Below are 16,372 nucleotides of genomic sequence, written 5' to 3'. Positions count from 1 at the left end.
ACCTAGAACCTAGAACCTAGAACCTAGAACCTAGAACCTAGAACCTATTTAAAAGGATTATCATGTCATTTAATACAATTTCAGTTATTGGTTTAGGCTATATTGGCTTACCAACAGCTGCGATGTTTGCATCACGTAAAAAAAACGTAATTGGTGTTGATGTAAATCAACATGCAGTAGATACCATAAACCGTGGTGAAATACATATAGTAGAACCGGATCTAGACATGATCGTACATGCAGCAGTGACTGAGGGCTACTTAAAAGCTGTAACGTCACCAGAGCCTGCTGATGCTTTTTTGATTGCAGTGCCAACACCATTTAAGAGTTCTCTTAATAACGAAAGTGATTCTACAATACCTGAGCCAGATTTAAGCTATATCAAAAAAGCTAGCGAAGCGATTGCTCCAGTACTTAAAAAAGGCGACTTAGTTATACTAGAATCTACATCACCAGTTGGCGCAACTGAGCAAATGGCTGAGTGGTTGGCGGCAGCACGTCCTGATTTATCATTCCCACAAAAAGCGGGCGAAAATGCTGATGTGAACGTTGCGCATTGCCCTGAGCGAGTATTACCAGGCCATGTAGTGCGTGAGCTGGTTGAAAATGATCGTGTAATTGGTGGTATGACTACAAAGTGTTCTGCGCGGGCTGTTGAGCTTTATAAAACATTTGTACAAGGTGAGTGCGTAATCACCAATGCTCGTACCGCAGAAATGGCAAAGTTGACTGAAAACTCATGCCGTGATGTGCAAATAGCCTTTGCTAATGAGTTATCAATCATTTGTGATAAGTTAGATATTGATGTATGGGAGCTTATATCTTTGGCTAACCGTCATCCGCGTATTAATATTTTACAACCAGGTCCAGGTGTTGGCGGGCACTGTATTGCAGTCGACCCATGGTTTATTGTAAGTAAAACGCCTATTGAAGCACAAATAATACATACAGCACGTAAAGTTAATGATGCTAAACCGCAATGGGTAATTAATAAAGTTAAACTAGCAATAGCTGATTTCTTACAGGCGAACCCAACAAAAACAGCTAAAGATGTCACTATAGCTTGCTATGGTTTGGCGTTCAAACCAGACATAGATGACCTACGCGAAAGCCCTGCTTTAAATATCACTAAGCAAATAGCTGAGTTACACTCTGGATCTGTTATTGCCGTTGAGCCTAATATTAATGAATTACCAAGCGCTTTAAACTCTATTCAATTATCAACATTCGATAATGCTAAAGAAAGTGCTGATATTCATCTGTTGCTTGTTGATCATAAAGAGTTTAAAACTCAGAAAATGAAAACGGATTATTTAATTGATACTAAGGGAGTTTGGTAAATTTGATTGCTGGAGTTGTTTTTATATTTAAATGAGGTTCACTGTGTTTCTTTATAAAGTAATACGAAAATGTAGTATGTTTATTGCTAGACGATCATTCTTCCAGGTTGGGAGGAATGTTGTTTTTGATCCTCTAACGTCTACTATTTCATACCGTACTATCATTATAGGTGATAATAGCTATATTGGGCCAAATGCATTTTTGAGTAGTTCTCACTCTAAAATCATAATCGGAAATAACGTAATGTTCGGTCCTGGGGTTAGTGTTTATGGTGGGAATCATATTATAAATATTGTTGGAACACCTATGAATCTTGTCGAAAAATCATGTACTCATACTGACCCTGATGTAATTATTGGCAATGATGTTTGGATTGGTGGTGGAGTTCATATTTTACCCGGAGTTAGAGTAGGTAGAGGTGCTGTAGTTGGTGCAGGTTCTGTAGTTACAAAAGATATTGAAGCTTATTCTATATCGGCAGGAAATCCGTGTAAAAAAATGAAAATGCGTTTTACTGAAGAGCAAATAATTGAGCATGAAAGAATGATAAATGAGAAAAGTTAGTAACATATTAAACGTTGTATTTTCATCCGTGATTCAAAAGTCTTTACCAATTTTGATTGGTATAATAGTTATGAATTTTTATGGTGAAGAAGGGTTTATAAAGTTTAGTTTATTTCTTACTGGCTTAATTGCGTTTGTAGTATTCATTTCTACGGGGATGGTTCCAGCATTGATTAAGGCGATAACGCTAAGTGAGAGCGATAAGCAGGTTGTTTTTAATAATTACTTATCTATGGCATGTCTAGCGTGGTTACTTATATCGCTTGTCTCTATCTCATTTTCTTTATGTAATCTATTGCCAGATAGAATATCTGAATTGATACCTTACTTAATAGTTGTTTCAATATGCGTTATATGTATATTGTTTTCACTAGCAGCTTTGCAAGCTTTAGGGTACACAGCTTTAGCTTTTCGAATAAGTGTATTTAATACTTTAATCGTTAGTTTTTTTGTCCTAATTTCTTTGATGTTTCAGTTTGAAATTTTCCTAATCATGTACTTGATCTCTTATGTTATCATGCTTTTTGTATCTTTATGGTTTTTGTCAAAATTTGATATATTTGATATTAGATTGATTTCTATTTCAAAGGCTACAAGATCATTATTACCAACATTAAAAGAAAGTGGTAGTGTATTTATTCCTAATATAATTTGGATGCTCGGTGTTTTTTTCTTCCACTCATTTGTTGCCAGCACAGAAAGTACTGAATCAGAGTATTCGACCTTTGCTATAGGATATCAATGGTTAACTTTCATTGTTTTTATACCTGGCGCATTAGCCCCTATAGTGATTTCATATTTTTCGAAAGCAGGAGGTGTTAGGCAAGTATATTGTATGTCTTTCTTATATATTATTTTAGGTTTCATCGTTACTGCTTGTTTTTACTTCTTGGATACTCAAATAAGCACCGTCTATAATATTGAGTTAACAGATAGAGATGTTGAAATACTTGGTTTAACGTTGCTCTCAGGGTGTGTTGCAGCAGGTAATGCACCTTTGATTCAGTTTTTAATTAGTAAAAATCATGCTATCTATATCACATTTGCATCACTTTCTTGGCTTATAATTATTTTAATATCTTCATTTAGTACTTTATTTTTAAATGTTTTGTTTGAGTCATTTTTTATAGCTTATTTATTTAGTTATTTTGTTTTGTTTTTTGTTGTTTTTTTACTTGATAGAAAGCATGTGGAGATTACTAAGTGACCTTGATAGTCATTCTATATGGATTTATAAATTTGCTTTTTGCTTTATTTCTAATAAAGATCGAAGCAAAACGAAACAGCCCATTTGTACTCATGTGGGTATCTTTATCTATTATATATTTTGTTCCTAGTATAACTGATGTGTTTTTAGGATATGTTTCTCCACACCAATTCTCTGTTAGCTATTATTTGACAGAGTACGTTATTTTGAAATCGCAGTTGTTTGTGTTTATATGGATGCTAGCTTACTACCTTGTCACATCTTTTATGTTTAAAGGAAATAAATTCAACTTGAATATGAAGGGTGCGTCTCAAAGGCCTGTTGATAAATATGTTTTTGGAACTGTTTTTTTTATATCGTTTTTATCGTTGTTTTATTATGTTAGAACTTTTGGATTTTCTAATGTTATAACAATGGGTTTTCTCGATTTTAGAGAAGTGATGCCTTTCTATATACGTGCTGGGTTAATATATACTCAGTTTTTCATTGTGGGTATGGCTTTATATTATTATGTGCAAGGGCGATATAAATTATCAGTTCTAACAGTTTTATATTTGCTTTTTTTATTCTCTTTTGTTGGTGGAAGTCGCCAACCACTTGCGATTCTTGCCTTGGCTTTTTTCTTTTTGATTTTTCAATCTAAGAGAAATAATTATAAATATTATGTATTTTTAGTAATGTTATCATCGCCTTTTATTTATATCATGCAAGTTCTTCTTCACCTTCGGAATCTTGTGGGGCTAGAAGCTAAGCTTGATTATATTGCAAAAGGGGGGTTCTTAACTGGAGAACTTGTTACCAGCTCAGAACAAAGCTTAAGATTTGCATTTTATTACTTTATTGATACTCATGGTAAAGTCAGTTCGTTTGTGAGTTTTGATTACTTTTTTAGAACATTACTTGCTTGGCTACCTAGCAGTATTGCATTTGGTATGAAACCAGATGATTTTGAAGTTAAAATGTTTGAAGTTTTTATGCCTGGGTATACCGGAACAATGCATCCATTATTATTCGGAAGTGTTGTAGCTGATAGTGGCTGGTTCTTTTTGCCTTGGGTAATATTGATTTCTTTCATTTCAGTTATAAGTAAGGTTGTTCTAGATAATTTACAAGGAGGAGTTAAATGTTTGTATATTATTTTACTTTGTGCGTGCGCTGTAATGTACGCTAGAGGTGCTATTTATGGTATGACAGTGATGTTGTTTTATTCGAGCCTACTATTTCTGCTAATCAATAAAGTATGGAGAAGGTAATCTTTAGTTATGAAAAATATATACTTTTTTGGCCGTTTTCCTGCGTATAAGCAAGTTGGTGGAGTTACAACGTTTACATATAACTTTTCTTTTAAATATAAGGCTTCTAATTTACTCACTGTAGATTTATATCCTGCGGAAGGGAAAGTCGTTCCCAATGGTGTCCGCTGGTTGCAGTTTAAAGGTGGAATGATAAATCGTTTATTTAAGTTTTATAAGTTCCACTTCATAAATGAAGGAATATATTTTTTTAATTTTTCTTCAGTCCGTTCTATGTTATTACTTTATTTTATGCCAAAGAAGACGAAAAGTAAGTGGTTTGCAATTTTTCATAACGGTGAACAAGAAAGGAACTTTAGAGAATTAAATATTGTGCAAAAATATATTGTGAAAAGAGGAATTGGGAAACTAGATGCATTAGGCTGTTTGTCAGAAAAACAGTCTACATTTTTCGAAACAATATATGAAGGGAAGTTTTATAAAGTATCACCTTACATTCCTTTGGGTATTAACAGCGAATCTCAGATGCATAAAAGAAAGCATGACTCGCCTACGCGGATTCTTATTACAGGCTTTCCTACAGCGATATATCGAATTTTAGAAACTTTAGATGTTTTAGATAAGCTCTGGTCTAAAGGTTATTGCTTCGAATTGACTGTTTGTTTATATGGTTTTGACACAGATAATTTGTTGCTGGCGATAAAAAATAAAGTTCAGAGGCTTAATAAAGCAGAGATATTTATGCATCTGGACGACAAACAGTTTTCGAAAATATTAGATAGCACTGATTTGTACCTTCGACTTAACTCTGTTGATAGTTATGGCTTAGTGGTTGCAGAAGCAATAGATAGAAACATTGATGTTTTAGCTACAAATGTTTGTGAGCGCTATCCTGGTACTGTATTAGTTAATGTTGATGATTTTGATACTGTTTATAATGAACTAATTTTTTATTTTGAGAATAAACAATTTAGTGATGAGTTGCAGATTCAAGCTGTAGCTTCAGATCAAGTTGACTATGCTTTATTAATTAAAGAGCTAGAAGAAGAGTCTTATTAAATAGGTGGAATATGAAAAAAACTGCTTTAGTTACAGGTGCGGTCGGTGGTATTGGTACATCGATTTGTAAACGACTAATCAAAGATGGTTGTCTGGTTATTGGTACTTATAGGTTGGAAAATAAAGAGCGTGCAATGGTTTGGCAAGCTGAATTAAGTAAAGAAGGTTACGAGTGCTCTATTTATCCAGTTGATGTCAGCGACTATAGCTCTTGCAGTAAGTTGATCGAACAGATAAAGTCCGAGTTTGGTTCAGTTGATATCTTGATTAACAATGCTGGTGTTACTTCTGACGCGACTATTAGGAATATGACAGTCGAGATGTGGCAATCTGTTATCAATACAAACTTAAATTCAGTATTTAATTTATCAAAGCTTGTTTTTGAGATTATGAGTGAATGTAATTTTGGGCGGATAATTAATATATCCTCCATTAATGGACAAAAAGGTCAATTTGGGCAGGCTAACTATGCTGCATCTAAATCAGGTATCTACGGTCTAACAAAGTCCTTAGCGTTGGAGGGAGCTCGTAAGGGAGTTACAGTAAACTCTATTTCACCCGGATATATAGCGACAGAAATGTTAGTAGCTATGCCTGAAAAAATCCTTAACAAAATAATCAATGATATACCAGTTGGTAGATTAGGTTTACCAGAAGAAGTAGCTGAAGCAGTAAGTTATCTTGCTAGTGATAAAGCCGGCTTTGTTACAGGAAGCAACCTTGCTATCAATGGCGGTCAACACATGTGTTAATGGAGTTTCAATGGCTAACTTAAGTAAAATTCATAAATTTTTTGCAATTTCTCCGCATGTGGAAATGATTGCTAGACGTTTATATTGGAGCAATGTAAAGCGACTATCAGGTCAAGCTAAAAAACAAAAGAAAAAATTAATAAGTGAAGTATCTACACCGATTGCTTATGATGATATTGGAACTTTCTTAAAAGAAAATGGGGTAGTTGAGGGGCGACTGATTTTAGTTCATTCTGCCTTCGCTCCTTTAAAAGGAAGAGGTAAAACACCTAATCAAGTACTCGAATATCTTTTTGAGTTAATTGGTTCAGGCGGAACCTTAGCTATGCCTGCAATGGTAAAGTATAAAAATGAAATTAAGCTAGAAGATTATCTTACAGCAGATCTATCGGGTGAAGTTTTCCACTATGATGTAAGTAAGTCGGGAGTTAAAACCGGCGTGCTACCATTAATGCTTCATAAACGGAAAGGTTCATTACGGAGTCGTTTCCCTGTAAACACAATGGTTGCTGAAGGACCTTTAGCTAAATCTTTATTTGAGGATGAATTCAAAGGAGAAAGTCCTTTAGCCTGTGGCGTGAATTCATCTTGGAGAAAGTGCATTGAGCATGATGCATTGATTGTTGGCTTAGGTACGGATTTAACACATAGCTTAACTGCAATTCATGTAGCGGAAGACACACTTGATAGTGAGTGGCCAATAAAAAATTGGTATATCGAAAAAACTTTTCGTATAACTGATGGTGATTTTGAATCAACCCAGGTTATCAGGGAGAGAGCACCTAAGTGGGGAGCTTTGCACTTTGCTGAAAGAACATTATGTAGAAATTTATTGGAAGCAAATATACTTAAATCTACGATTATTGATGGCATACAAGTTGAAACTCTTAGCGCTAAAGATTTAATTCGATTCCTAGAACAGCGTAACGCTAAAGGTTACCCTTACTTTTGGGTTTAATCTGGTACATAAGTTGATTACTAATGATTAGAGATATTTCTATAAAAAATGTAAAGCCTCTATTTTATAATAAGCACAAACAACTCATTGTGGCTATGGGTAATAAAATATTTTCTTATGAAAAGAATACATTTACTTTGATTCTTGTTCTACCAGCAAAGTTGAGTATGAGAATACTTACTAAATCTAAGCTTTTTTGTAGGTTACTGCGATATGGAGTTATGACTGGTATTGAGTATTCAGATGCATATTATCTCACATTTGGAAAGAATATTTATAAGTATGATTTAAAGACCAAAGTTTTAACTATAGATTTCACCTTTGGAAAGGGGCGTGGACCTTTAAATTTTACAGTTGTGAAAGGGGTTGAAAATTTTGAGGATGGTATTTATTTTGGCGAATACATTGGGAATAGCGCTAAAAAATCAGTGAAAGTATATCGAAGAACAGAAACTTGGAGTGTTGTTTACTCATTCCCAGATGGAGAAATTAATCATGTCCACTCCTTGGTTGTTGATAAAATAAGAAAACAACTTTGGTTGTTAGCTGGGGATTTTGGAAGCTCGGCAGCGATATATGCAATTAATGATAATTTTAAAAGCGTGGTTCCAATTGTTTCTGGGAAGCAAAAGTACCGAGCTTGTGTTGCATTTCCGACTGAAGCTGGTTTGTTATATGCTACCGATACACAGAAAGAGTTTAATAGCATTCGTTTACTTAAAAAAGTAAACGAGCAATGGGTTTCAATCAAATTATATAACCTTAATGGGTCATGTATTTATGGCTGCGAGACTTTAGATTATTTTGTTTTTTCTACTGCCACAGAACCAACTGAATTAATTAAAAATAAGCTACTTCGATTATTAGATAATAAACCAGGTCCAGGTATAAAAAGTAATATGTCAGAAATAGTGGTCTGTGACAAAAGTCATAATAACTTTAAACAAGTTTATAGTGTTGAAAAAGATATATACCCTTTCAGACTATTTCAGTTCGGTGCAATAATGTTCCCAAGCGGCGTTCCTGGAAATAATGAACTCTATGCGTATTCAATTGGCGGAAAAAATTTAGATTTAAGTACTGTTAATATACCCTTACCTGAAATTTTTAACTTTTAATGGCGATGAAATGAAACAAATACTTCAAGATATGGCTAAAGGAGGCTCGGCCATTGTTGAAGCTCCTGCGCCTCAAGCAACAAAAAACACTGTAGTTATTAATACTACTACTACATTAATATCAGCTGGCACGGAAAGAATGCTAGTTGATTTTGGTAAAGCTAACCTGATTGATAAAGCGCGCGCTCAACCTGACAAAGTTAAAATGGTGCTTGAAAAAGTGCAAACAGATGGTTTGATGACCACTGTTGATGCTGTTAAATCTAAGCTCGCACAGCCTTTACCATTGGGCTACTGCAATGTTGGTATTATTGAAAGTGTAGGTAAAGGGGCTGAGGATTTTAAAGTTGGCGATAGAGTGGTATCTAATGGGCCCCACGCAGATGTAGTGCGTGTTGCTAAAAACCTAGTTGCCAAAATACCTGATAATGTAACTGATGAAGAAGCGTCATTTACAGTTGTAGCAAGCATCGGTTTGCAAGGTATTCGTTTAGCTAACCCAACAATGGGTGAGTGTTTTGTTGTTACTGGTGTTGGCCTAATTGGTTTATTAACAGTGCAAATGCTACGGGCGCAAGGCTGTAGAGTTTTAGCAATTGATTTTGACCAATCAAAGCTTGATTTAGCTAAGCAATTTGGTGCTGAAATTTGTAACCCAGGCAAGGGCGAAGATCCTGTTGCTGCAGGTATGGCATTTAGCCGTGGTGTTGGTGTAGATGGCGTTATTATAACTGCATCCACAAAGTCAAATGACCCAGTAACTCAGGCGGCTAGAATGAGCCGTAAACGCGGGCGCATTATTTTAGTGGGTGTAATTGGCCTTGAATTAAGCCGTGCTGACTTTTATGAAAAAGAATTAACTTTTCAGGTTTCATGCTCTTATGGCCCTGGCCGTTATGATCCAAGTTATGAAGAGCAAGGTAATGATTACCCGCTAGCATTTGTACGTTGGACCGAGCAGCGTAATTTTGAAGCAATACTTGATATGATGTCTGCTGGTCAAATTAATGTTAAGCCATTAATTACACATAGATTCAAATTTGAAAACTCAAGCGATGCTTATGATTTATTAACAACTGACAAAAGTGCGTTAGGTATTTTGTTGCAGTTTGAATCTGAAGTAGCAAGCCGTCATGAAAAAGTAATTAAATTAAGTACAGCACCTAATTATAAAGCAGATGAGCCTGTAGTTGGTTTTATTGGTGCAGGTAATTATGCATCGCGTATGCTGATCCCAGCTTTTAAAGAAGCCGGTGCTCAATTTCATAGTATTTCTACGTCTGGTGGTATTAATGGCGTAATTCATGGTGAAAAAGCGGGTTTTGCTGAGGCAACCACTGATACGCAAAACATGATTGAGAATCCGAGCATTAATACTATTGCTATTGTTACTCGACATAATAGCCATGCATATTTTGTTCAACAAGCGCTACAAGCAGGTAAAAATGTATTTGTAGAAAAGCCATTAGCTATAAGTCACGAAGAGCTTGCTGATGTAAAAGCCGCTTATGATGAAGCGGTTAAAACAGAGAAAGCACCTAAGTTAATGGTTGGTTTTAATCGTCGCTTTTCACCTCAAATTCAAAGAATGAAAGAGTTATTATCTCCAATTAAAGAACCTAAATCATTTATTATGACTATGAATGCGGGCAGTATCCCAGCAGATCATTGGACACAAGATAATAATGAAGGTGGCGGTCGTATTATTGGTGAGGCTTGCCACTTTATAGATTTAATGCGCTACTTAGCTGGTAGTGAGATCGTAAGTGTTCAAGCTCGTAGAATGGGCGATACTGATGCTGTGGAAGTTACTGAAGATAAAGCGGCGATTATACTAGGTTTTGCTGATGGATCATTTGGAACAATACATTATTTAGCAAATGGTGCAGCTAGCTTCCCTAAAGAGCGGGTAGAAGTCTTTGCAGCTGGCGGTACATTACAGTTAGATAACTTTATTAAATTAAAAGGGTTTGGCTGGAAAGGATTTAAAAAGCTTAATTTATGGAAGCAAGATAAAGGTCAAACGGCTTGCTCTGCCGCTTTTATTAATTCTGTTAAGCAAGGTACGGCTGCGCCTATTCCTGCTGATGAATTGTTTGAAGTTGCTAAAATCACGATTGATATTGCTGAGCAGTTGCGTTTACAAAAATGAGCTTAGTTAAACTCAAAACAGCACTCGGATTAGGTTTACCAAACTTGATCCGAGTATTTGCTTATCAGCTAGGGATAAAAACAGGGCTGAATAAAGTAAAAAGTATTACCAGTGAAGTTAAGCAAGGGGATTTTTTTGCTCCCTATATTGGCTCTACTGTTAATATCCAGTGTAATACTCAGTGGAGTGATACACATACTTATTTTGGTATTGAGAGAGCTAATGAAGCGCTCCCTAATTGGCACCAAAGTTGTTTAAATGGTGAATTAGCGCCTGCTGCTAAGCCTTGGTATTTAATTGGTGATTTTAATAACCAGTTAGGTGATATCAAAGGTGTATGGGAAGCATCACGTTTTGATTGGGTTGTTAGTTTTGCGCAACACGTAGCAACGGGTGATGCAACAGCATTTAACAAATTAAACTCATGGTTAATTGACTGGATAGATAAAAACCCTACCTATAACGGCGTTAATTGGAAGTGTGGGCAAGAGGCATCAATAAGGGTGATGCACTTGGCGTTAGCTGCTCTTATACTAAAACAAACTCACAATACCACTCCTGCATTACTAAGCTTTATAAAAGCGCACTTAAAGCGAATATCGCCAACAATTATGTATGCGGTTGCGCAAGACAATAATCATGGAACATCAGAAGCAGTAGCACTTTACATTGGTGGCTCATGGCTCGCACAAAATGGCGATGCTGAAGGTATTAAATGGCAAAAGCAAGGATTAAAGTGGCTAGAAAATAGAGCCCAAAAATTAATTGAAGAAGATGGGAGTTTTAGCCAGTACTCTGTAACTTATCATCGTGTAATGTTAGATACATATAGCTTGGCAGAAGTTTGGCGGCAAAAGCATGAACTCCCTCTTTTTACAAAACGCTTATATGCTAAATTAAAAGTTGCCACTAATTGGCTGTTTTATTTTACTAACCCCAAAACAGGCGATGCACCAAATCTTGGTGCTAATGACGGTGCGCGTTTAATCCCTTTAACGGGTACTGACTACAGGGATTTTAGACCAAGTGTTCAACTTGCAAGTGTAGTATTTAATAATAAAGTTGCATATGATTTGAGTGGTGATTTTAACATCCCACTTAACTGGTTAGAGTTAAGCATACCTGAGCAATCAATAGCAGGTAAAGCGCCAAAAGATTTTATCAACGGTGGCTACACTTATCTAGCTTGCACAAATGCAGTGCTTTATTTTAACTACCCTATGTTTAAGTTTAGACCAAGCCAATGTGATGCTTTACATATCGATTTTTGGCTAAATGGCCAAAATATATTTCGCGACGGTGGCACATTTAGCTACAATGCTGGGCAAAAATACATTGATTACTACGGTGGCGTAAAGAGCCATAACACGGTTGAATTTGATTCGCATGAACAAATGCCACGTTTAAGCCGTTTTTTATTGGGTGATTGGTTAAAAACCTCTACTAAAAAAGCGCTTGCTGTGAGCAATGAGTACCAAACGGTTACTGCAGGCTATAAAGACCGCTTTGGTTGCGAGCATATTAGAACCATAAAGTTGCAGCCTAATGTATTAATAATACAAGATATTATTAATGGCTTTAAACACCAGGCAATACTACGCTTTCGGCTTGCTCCTGCTGATTGGCAGTTAGTTGGTGATAGTGTTGTAAGTGAGTTGTGCACAATTAATTTTTCAGCAGATATCAATATAAAGCGTATTGAATTAACCACAGGTTATGAATCTCGCTATTATTATCAAGAATCTGAAATTCCAGTACTCGAAATCGAAGTTAATAAGCCTGGAATACTTACCACGGAAGTAAAGTTTTAATTATGAATGTTTTATATTTTCACCAGCATTTTTCTACGCCAAGCGGCTCTACAGGCATACGCTCTTATGAAATGGCGCAGCGTTTACTTAAACATGGTCACCACGTTACTATGGTTTGCGGTAGTTATGGGGGAGGCGAAACTGGCTTAACTCCAGACTTTATAAAAGGCCGAAGAGAAGGTGTAGTGGATGGTATTCATATTATTGAGTTTGATTTAGCCTATTCAAATGCTGATAGTTTGGTTAAGCGTGCAGGTACTTTTTTAAAGTTTGCAATTAAAAGTATTGGCATTGCGTTAACTCATAAATACGATGTGGTTTTTGCAACGACAACGCCTTTAACAGCTGGTATACCAGGTATATTTGCGCGCTGGTTTAGAGGTAAGCCTTTTGTGTTTGAAGTTCGTGATTTATGGCCTGAGTTACCAAAAGAAATGGGGGTAATTACAAACCCAATCGTATTAGCGGCTATGTCTGCTCTAGAATGGTGTTCTTACCGTTCAGCTCACCGTTGTATTGGTTTATCACCTGGGATTGTCGAAGGTATTAAAAAACGTGGTGTAAAAGCCAGTAAAGTTGAAATAGTACCAAATGGCTGTGATTTAACAATATTTGCTGAAGATGTTACTCCTTGGCGACCTGATGGTGTTGCTGATACAGATTTAATGGCTGTTTTTACCGGTACTCATGGACAGGCCAATGGCCTAGATGCTGCTTTAGATGCTGCCAGTGAATTAAAAAAACGTGGACGAGACGACATTAAATTAGTTTTAGTTGGCCAAGGTAAGTTGAAAGAAAGCTTGCAAGTAAGAGCTAAGAAAGAAGGGTTGGATAATGTAATATTCCACCCACCTGTTAATAAAAGCAAATTAGCTGAGCTGATGAAAGGAGCTGATATTGGCTTACAGTTATTAGCCAATATTCCGGCTTTTTATTATGGCACGTCACCAAATAAATTCTTTGATTATATTTCTGCAGGCTTACCTGTTTTGAATAATTATCCTGGTTGGCTAGCGGGAATGATTAACGATAATAATTGTGGTTATGCAATTGAGCCTGACAACGCACAAGCATTTGCTGATGCGTTAGAAGATGCTGCAGATAATAAAGAGTCATTACCTGAAATGGGACAAAAAGCACAAGCTTTGGCTAAGCGTGATTTTAATCGCCATAACTTAGCTGATAAGTGGGTAACTTGGGTTACTGGAGCTGTTAAATGAAGCGCCTATTTGATTTTTTAGTTGCTCTGTGTGCAATACTAACTTTATTACCTGTAATTATTATTGTTGCTGTGCTTATTCGTTTTAAATTGGGCTCGCCTATTTTATTTACTCAAGATCGCCCTGGTTTGAATGGTAAAATTTTTAAAATGATGAAGTTTAGAACCATGCTTGATGGTAAAGATAAGCAGGGGAACTTGCTGCCAGATAATGAGCGTATGACTAAATTTGGCGCATTTTTGCGATCTACAAGTTTAGATGAATTGCCTGGTTTATTTAACGTATTAAAAGGCGATATGAGCTTAGTAGGGCCAAGGCCACTGCTTGTGCAATATTTACCGCTTTATAGTGCTGAGCAAGCGCGTCGCCATAATGTACGACCTGGAATTACTGGTTGGGCACAAGTAAATGGTCGTAATGCAATTAGTTGGGATCAAAAGTTTAAATTTGATGTTTGGTATGTTGATAACCAAAGCTTGTTGCTCGACTTCAAAATATTATTACTCACCGTAAAAAAAGTTTTTGTTCGTGAAGGCATAAGTGCTGACGGGCATGTAACGATTGAGCCGTTTAAAGGTTCTAATAATGACTAAACAGTTAGCCATAGTTGGCGCAAGCGGCCATGGTAAGGTTATTGCCGATATTGCCGAGCTGCTTGGCTTTACTGTTAAATTTTATGATGATGCCTACCCTAGCAAAACCCACATTGAGCATTGGCCAATATATGGTACTTGCGCTGATTTAATTGCGCTAAAAAATCAAAGCCCCACGTGTAGTAATGATGTAGTTGTTGCAATTGGAAATAACGAAATTCGCCAGCAAAAAATAAAATTATTACAACAAAATAATTTTAATCTTATTACTTTGATTCATCCAACAGCAGTGATAAGTAAATATGCAGCAATAGCACAGGGCACCGTAGTTTTTGCGGGTGTTGTAATTAATGCATTTGCCAAAGTGGGTGCTGGTTGTATTATCAACACCGGAGCTGTTGTTGAGCATGATTGCATTATTGATGATTTTGCCCATATTTGCCCGAATGTCGCTTTAGCTGGCGGTGTTATTGTGGGTAGTAAAAGCTGGGTTGGTATTGGTAGCCAAGTAAAACAGTTAGTGTCAATTGGTAACAATTGTTTGATTGGTGCTGGTAGTACAGTTTTAAAAAATATACCTGATAATGTTACTGCATTTGGCTCTCCTGCAGTACCAAGATAAATTAGACACTCATTTCTATATGAAATTAATAGGAACATCATGTTAAATACCCCATTTTCTCCTTGGCCTAGCTTCACTACTGATGAGGCTGATGCTGTAAGTCGCGTAGTTTTGTCAAATAAAGTTAACTACTGGACGGGTACTGAAGGCCGCGAATTTGAAAAAGAATTTGCCTCTTGGGCAGGTAGCGAGTATGCAATCGCACTTGGTAATGGCACTTTAGCGCTTGATATAGCGCTTAAAGCGTTAAATGTGGGTACTGGCGATGAAGTTATTACTACGCCGCGAACTTTTTTAGCGTCTGCCTCAAGTATTGTAACTGCTGGCGCAGCACCTGTATTTGCTGATGTTGATTTAAATAGCCAAGCCATTACAGCTGCAAGTATTAAAGCGGTACTTACACCAAAAACGAAAGCCGTGATTGTTGTGCATTTAGCAGGTATGCCTGCTGAGATGGACGAAATAATGGCGCTGAGTGAAGAGCATGGTTTTTATGTGATTGAAGACTGCGCGCAGGCACATGGTGCTAAATATAAAGGCAAATCTGTTGGCAGTATTGGCCATGTTGGTGCGTGGAGCTTTTGCCAAGATAAAATTATGACCACTGGCGGCGAAGGCGGCATGGTAACCACTAATTCTAAAGAGTTATGGTCAACTATGTGGAGCTATAAAGACCACGGTAAAAGCTTTGATGCAATTTATAACCGCGAACACCCACCGGGGTTTAGATGGTTACACGAAAGCTTTGGTACTAACTGGCGCATGACCGAAATGCAAGCCGTACTTGGCCGTATTCAACTAACTCGTATGACAGAGTGGACTGCAAAACGCCAAACGTATGGCGCACAACTTGACCAAGCCGCAACTGGCTTTGATTGTATCCGTTTAGTTGAGGTTCCTGAATACATTGAACACGCTGAATATAAGCATTATATGTTTATTAAGCCTGAACAATTGGCCTCTGGTTGGGATCGCGACCGTATAGTTAATGCAATTGTAGAGCGTGGTGTACCGTGTTTTCAGGGGAGCTGCTCAGAAGTGTATTTAGAAAAAGCTTTTGACAACACCCCATGGCGCCCAGAAACACGCCTACCAAATGCAGTTGAACTAGGTGAAACGTCAATCATGTTTTTAGTCCATCCGACCCTTACAGAAGATGAAATAGCTAAAACAACCCAAGTTATGAAAGAAGTGTTTGGGTTAGCGAGCAAGTAATAGGTTCTAGGGAAGAGCTAAGTTTCGAGCCGTCAGCCGTCAGCCGTCAGATCACAGAGGTTATTTGCTTTTTAAATGTTTTGTACCTATAAGTTTTTAAAACACTTTAAAAGAGTAACTGAATGAATTTCGAAAAGTTAGAAGTATGGAAGCGTGCCGCACGATTGAGTGCTGATGTATATAAAAAGACAGCATACCTTAAAGATTTTGGTTTTAGGGATCAATTAACACGCTCCAGCCTATCAGTGCCTAGTAATATAGCTGAGGGGATGACTCGTGAAAGCAATAAAGAGCGGCTTAGATTTTTAGATATATCTAGATCTTCTTTAGCGGAAGCTAGAACACAGATTTATATTGGTATAGACATTAGTTATATAGATAAAAATATCGGCGCCCAGTGGATAAATGAAACCATTGAGTTATCAAAAATGTTGACAGCCCTAAAGTCAAAAATAAAATTTGATAGCTGATAGCTGATAGCTGATAGCTGATAGCTGATAGCTGATA

Annotated in this window: 15 protein-coding genes; all 15 read left to right on the top strand. The window is 36.8% G+C overall.

Annotated elements, in window-relative coordinates; translation table 11 throughout:
• The first annotated feature begins 62 nt into the window (after positions 1-62).
• Entirely contained in the window at positions 63-1,340 is a 1,278-nt protein-coding gene (gene wecC / locus H5186_RS21730) for a UDP-N-acetyl-D-mannosamine dehydrogenase (protein ID WP_182794972.1), read from the top strand.
• A gap of 307 nt (positions 1,341-1,647) precedes the next feature.
• The gene (locus H5186_RS23180; RefSeq protein WP_310737098.1) at positions 1,648-1,905 is read left to right on the top strand and encodes a DapH/DapD/GlmU-related protein; all 258 of its coding nucleotides are present in this window, start codon (positions 1,648-1,650) and stop codon (positions 1,903-1,905) included.
• Positions 1,892-3,112 (top strand): hypothetical protein, encoded by a 1,221-nt coding sequence (locus tag H5186_RS21720; protein WP_182794970.1) that lies wholly within the window; start codon positions 1,892-1,894, stop codon positions 3,110-3,112. Before H5186_RS23180 ends, H5186_RS21720 begins: the two co-directional genes overlap by 14 nt.
• Complete coding sequence (locus tag H5186_RS21715; protein ID WP_182794969.1) at positions 3,109-4,365, top strand: hypothetical protein; 1,257 nt, start codon at positions 3,109-3,111, stop codon at positions 4,363-4,365. The genes H5186_RS21720 and H5186_RS21715 overlap by 4 nt, the downstream gene beginning before the upstream one ends.
• Positions 4,366-4,374: 9 nt before the next feature.
• On the top strand, positions 4,375-5,424 hold the full coding sequence (locus tag H5186_RS21710; protein ID WP_182794968.1) for a glycosyltransferase: 1,050 nt from the start codon (positions 4,375-4,377) through the stop codon (positions 5,422-5,424).
• 11 nt (positions 5,425-5,435) lie between these two features.
• Positions 5,436-6,176 (top strand): acetoacetyl-CoA reductase, encoded by a 741-nt coding sequence (phbB, locus tag H5186_RS21705; RefSeq protein ID WP_182794967.1) that lies wholly within the window; start codon positions 5,436-5,438, stop codon positions 6,174-6,176.
• Between the two features lie 10 nt (positions 6,177-6,186).
• Positions 6,187-7,134, top strand: a complete 948-nt coding sequence (locus H5186_RS21700; RefSeq protein ID WP_182794966.1) for an AAC(3) family N-acetyltransferase — start codon at positions 6,187-6,189, stop codon at positions 7,132-7,134.
• Between the two features lie 23 nt (positions 7,135-7,157).
• On the top strand, positions 7,158-8,252 hold the full coding sequence (locus tag H5186_RS21695; protein ID WP_182794965.1) for a hypothetical protein: 1,095 nt from the start codon (positions 7,158-7,160) through the stop codon (positions 8,250-8,252).
• A gap of 10 nt (positions 8,253-8,262) precedes the next feature.
• Positions 8,263-10,404 (top strand): bi-domain-containing oxidoreductase, encoded by a 2,142-nt coding sequence (locus H5186_RS21690; protein ID WP_182794964.1) that lies wholly within the window; start codon positions 8,263-8,265, stop codon positions 10,402-10,404.
• The gene (locus tag H5186_RS21685) at positions 10,401-12,215 is read left to right on the top strand and encodes an alginate lyase family protein (RefSeq protein WP_182794963.1); all 1,815 of its coding nucleotides are present in this window, start codon (positions 10,401-10,403) and stop codon (positions 12,213-12,215) included. Before H5186_RS21690 ends, H5186_RS21685 begins: the two co-directional genes overlap by 4 nt.
• 2 nt (positions 12,216-12,217) lie before the next feature.
• On the top strand, positions 12,218-13,435 hold the full coding sequence (locus H5186_RS21680) for a glycosyltransferase family 4 protein (RefSeq protein WP_182794962.1): 1,218 nt from the start codon (positions 12,218-12,220) through the stop codon (positions 13,433-13,435).
• The gene (locus H5186_RS21675; protein WP_182794961.1) at positions 13,432-14,028 is read left to right on the top strand and encodes a sugar transferase; all 597 of its coding nucleotides are present in this window, start codon (positions 13,432-13,434) and stop codon (positions 14,026-14,028) included. The genes H5186_RS21680 and H5186_RS21675 overlap by 4 nt, the downstream gene beginning before the upstream one ends.
• Positions 14,021-14,650 carry an acetyltransferase gene (locus H5186_RS21670; protein WP_220493424.1) on the top strand — a complete coding sequence of 210 codons (630 nt, stop codon included), beginning with the start codon at positions 14,021-14,023 and terminating at the stop codon, positions 14,648-14,650. Before H5186_RS21675 ends, H5186_RS21670 begins: the two co-directional genes overlap by 8 nt.
• A 39-nt stretch (positions 14,651-14,689) precedes the next feature.
• On the top strand, positions 14,690-15,865 hold the full coding sequence (locus tag H5186_RS21665) for a DegT/DnrJ/EryC1/StrS aminotransferase family protein (protein WP_182794960.1): 1,176 nt from the start codon (positions 14,690-14,692) through the stop codon (positions 15,863-15,865).
• 122 nt (positions 15,866-15,987) lie between these two features.
• Complete coding sequence (locus H5186_RS21660; protein ID WP_169020997.1) at positions 15,988-16,335, top strand: four helix bundle protein; 348 nt, start codon at positions 15,988-15,990, stop codon at positions 16,333-16,335.
• The last annotated feature ends 37 nt before the right edge of the window (positions 16,336-16,372 follow it).

Source organism: Pseudoalteromonas sp. SG41-2, from assembly GCF_014164535.1.
Lineage (GTDB): Bacteria > Pseudomonadota > Gammaproteobacteria > Enterobacterales > Alteromonadaceae > Pseudoalteromonas > Pseudoalteromonas rhizosphaerae.
Note: the sequence above shows the minus strand (reverse complement) of the source record. Positions and strands in the feature narration are given on the sequence as shown.

Bases quoted from the DNA above. Each gene is read 5' to 3' on its own strand.
- wecC (WP_182794972.1), top strand. From the start codon at position 63: ATGTCATTTAATACAATTTCAGTTATTGGTTTAGGCTATATTGGCTTA.
- H5186_RS23180 (WP_310737098.1), top strand. From the start codon at position 1,648: ATGAATCTTGTCGAAAAATCATGTACTCATACTGACCCTGATGTAATT.
- H5186_RS21720 (WP_182794970.1), top strand. From the start codon at position 1,892: ATGAGAAAAGTTAGTAACATATTAAACGTTGTATTTTCATCCGTGATT.
- H5186_RS21710 (WP_182794968.1), top strand. From the start codon at position 4,375: ATGAAAAATATATACTTTTTTGGCCGTTTTCCTGCGTATAAGCAAGTT.
- phbB (WP_182794967.1), top strand. From the start codon at position 5,436: ATGAAAAAAACTGCTTTAGTTACAGGTGCGGTCGGTGGTATTGGTACA.
- H5186_RS21700 (WP_182794966.1), top strand. From the start codon at position 6,187: ATGGCTAACTTAAGTAAAATTCATAAATTTTTTGCAATTTCTCCGCAT.
- H5186_RS21695 (WP_182794965.1), top strand. From the start codon at position 7,158: ATGATTAGAGATATTTCTATAAAAAATGTAAAGCCTCTATTTTATAAT.
- H5186_RS21690 (WP_182794964.1), top strand. From the start codon at position 8,263: ATGAAACAAATACTTCAAGATATGGCTAAAGGAGGCTCGGCCATTGTT.
- H5186_RS21685 (WP_182794963.1), top strand. From the start codon at position 10,401: ATGAGCTTAGTTAAACTCAAAACAGCACTCGGATTAGGTTTACCAAAC.
- H5186_RS21680 (WP_182794962.1), top strand. From the start codon at position 12,218: ATGAATGTTTTATATTTTCACCAGCATTTTTCTACGCCAAGCGGCTCT.
- H5186_RS21675 (WP_182794961.1), top strand. From the start codon at position 13,432: ATGAAGCGCCTATTTGATTTTTTAGTTGCTCTGTGTGCAATACTAACT.
- H5186_RS21670 (WP_220493424.1), top strand. From the start codon at position 14,021: ATGACTAAACAGTTAGCCATAGTTGGCGCAAGCGGCCATGGTAAGGTT.
- H5186_RS21665 (WP_182794960.1), top strand. From the start codon at position 14,690: ATGTTAAATACCCCATTTTCTCCTTGGCCTAGCTTCACTACTGATGAG.
- H5186_RS21660 (WP_169020997.1), top strand. From the start codon at position 15,988: ATGAATTTCGAAAAGTTAGAAGTATGGAAGCGTGCCGCACGATTGAGT.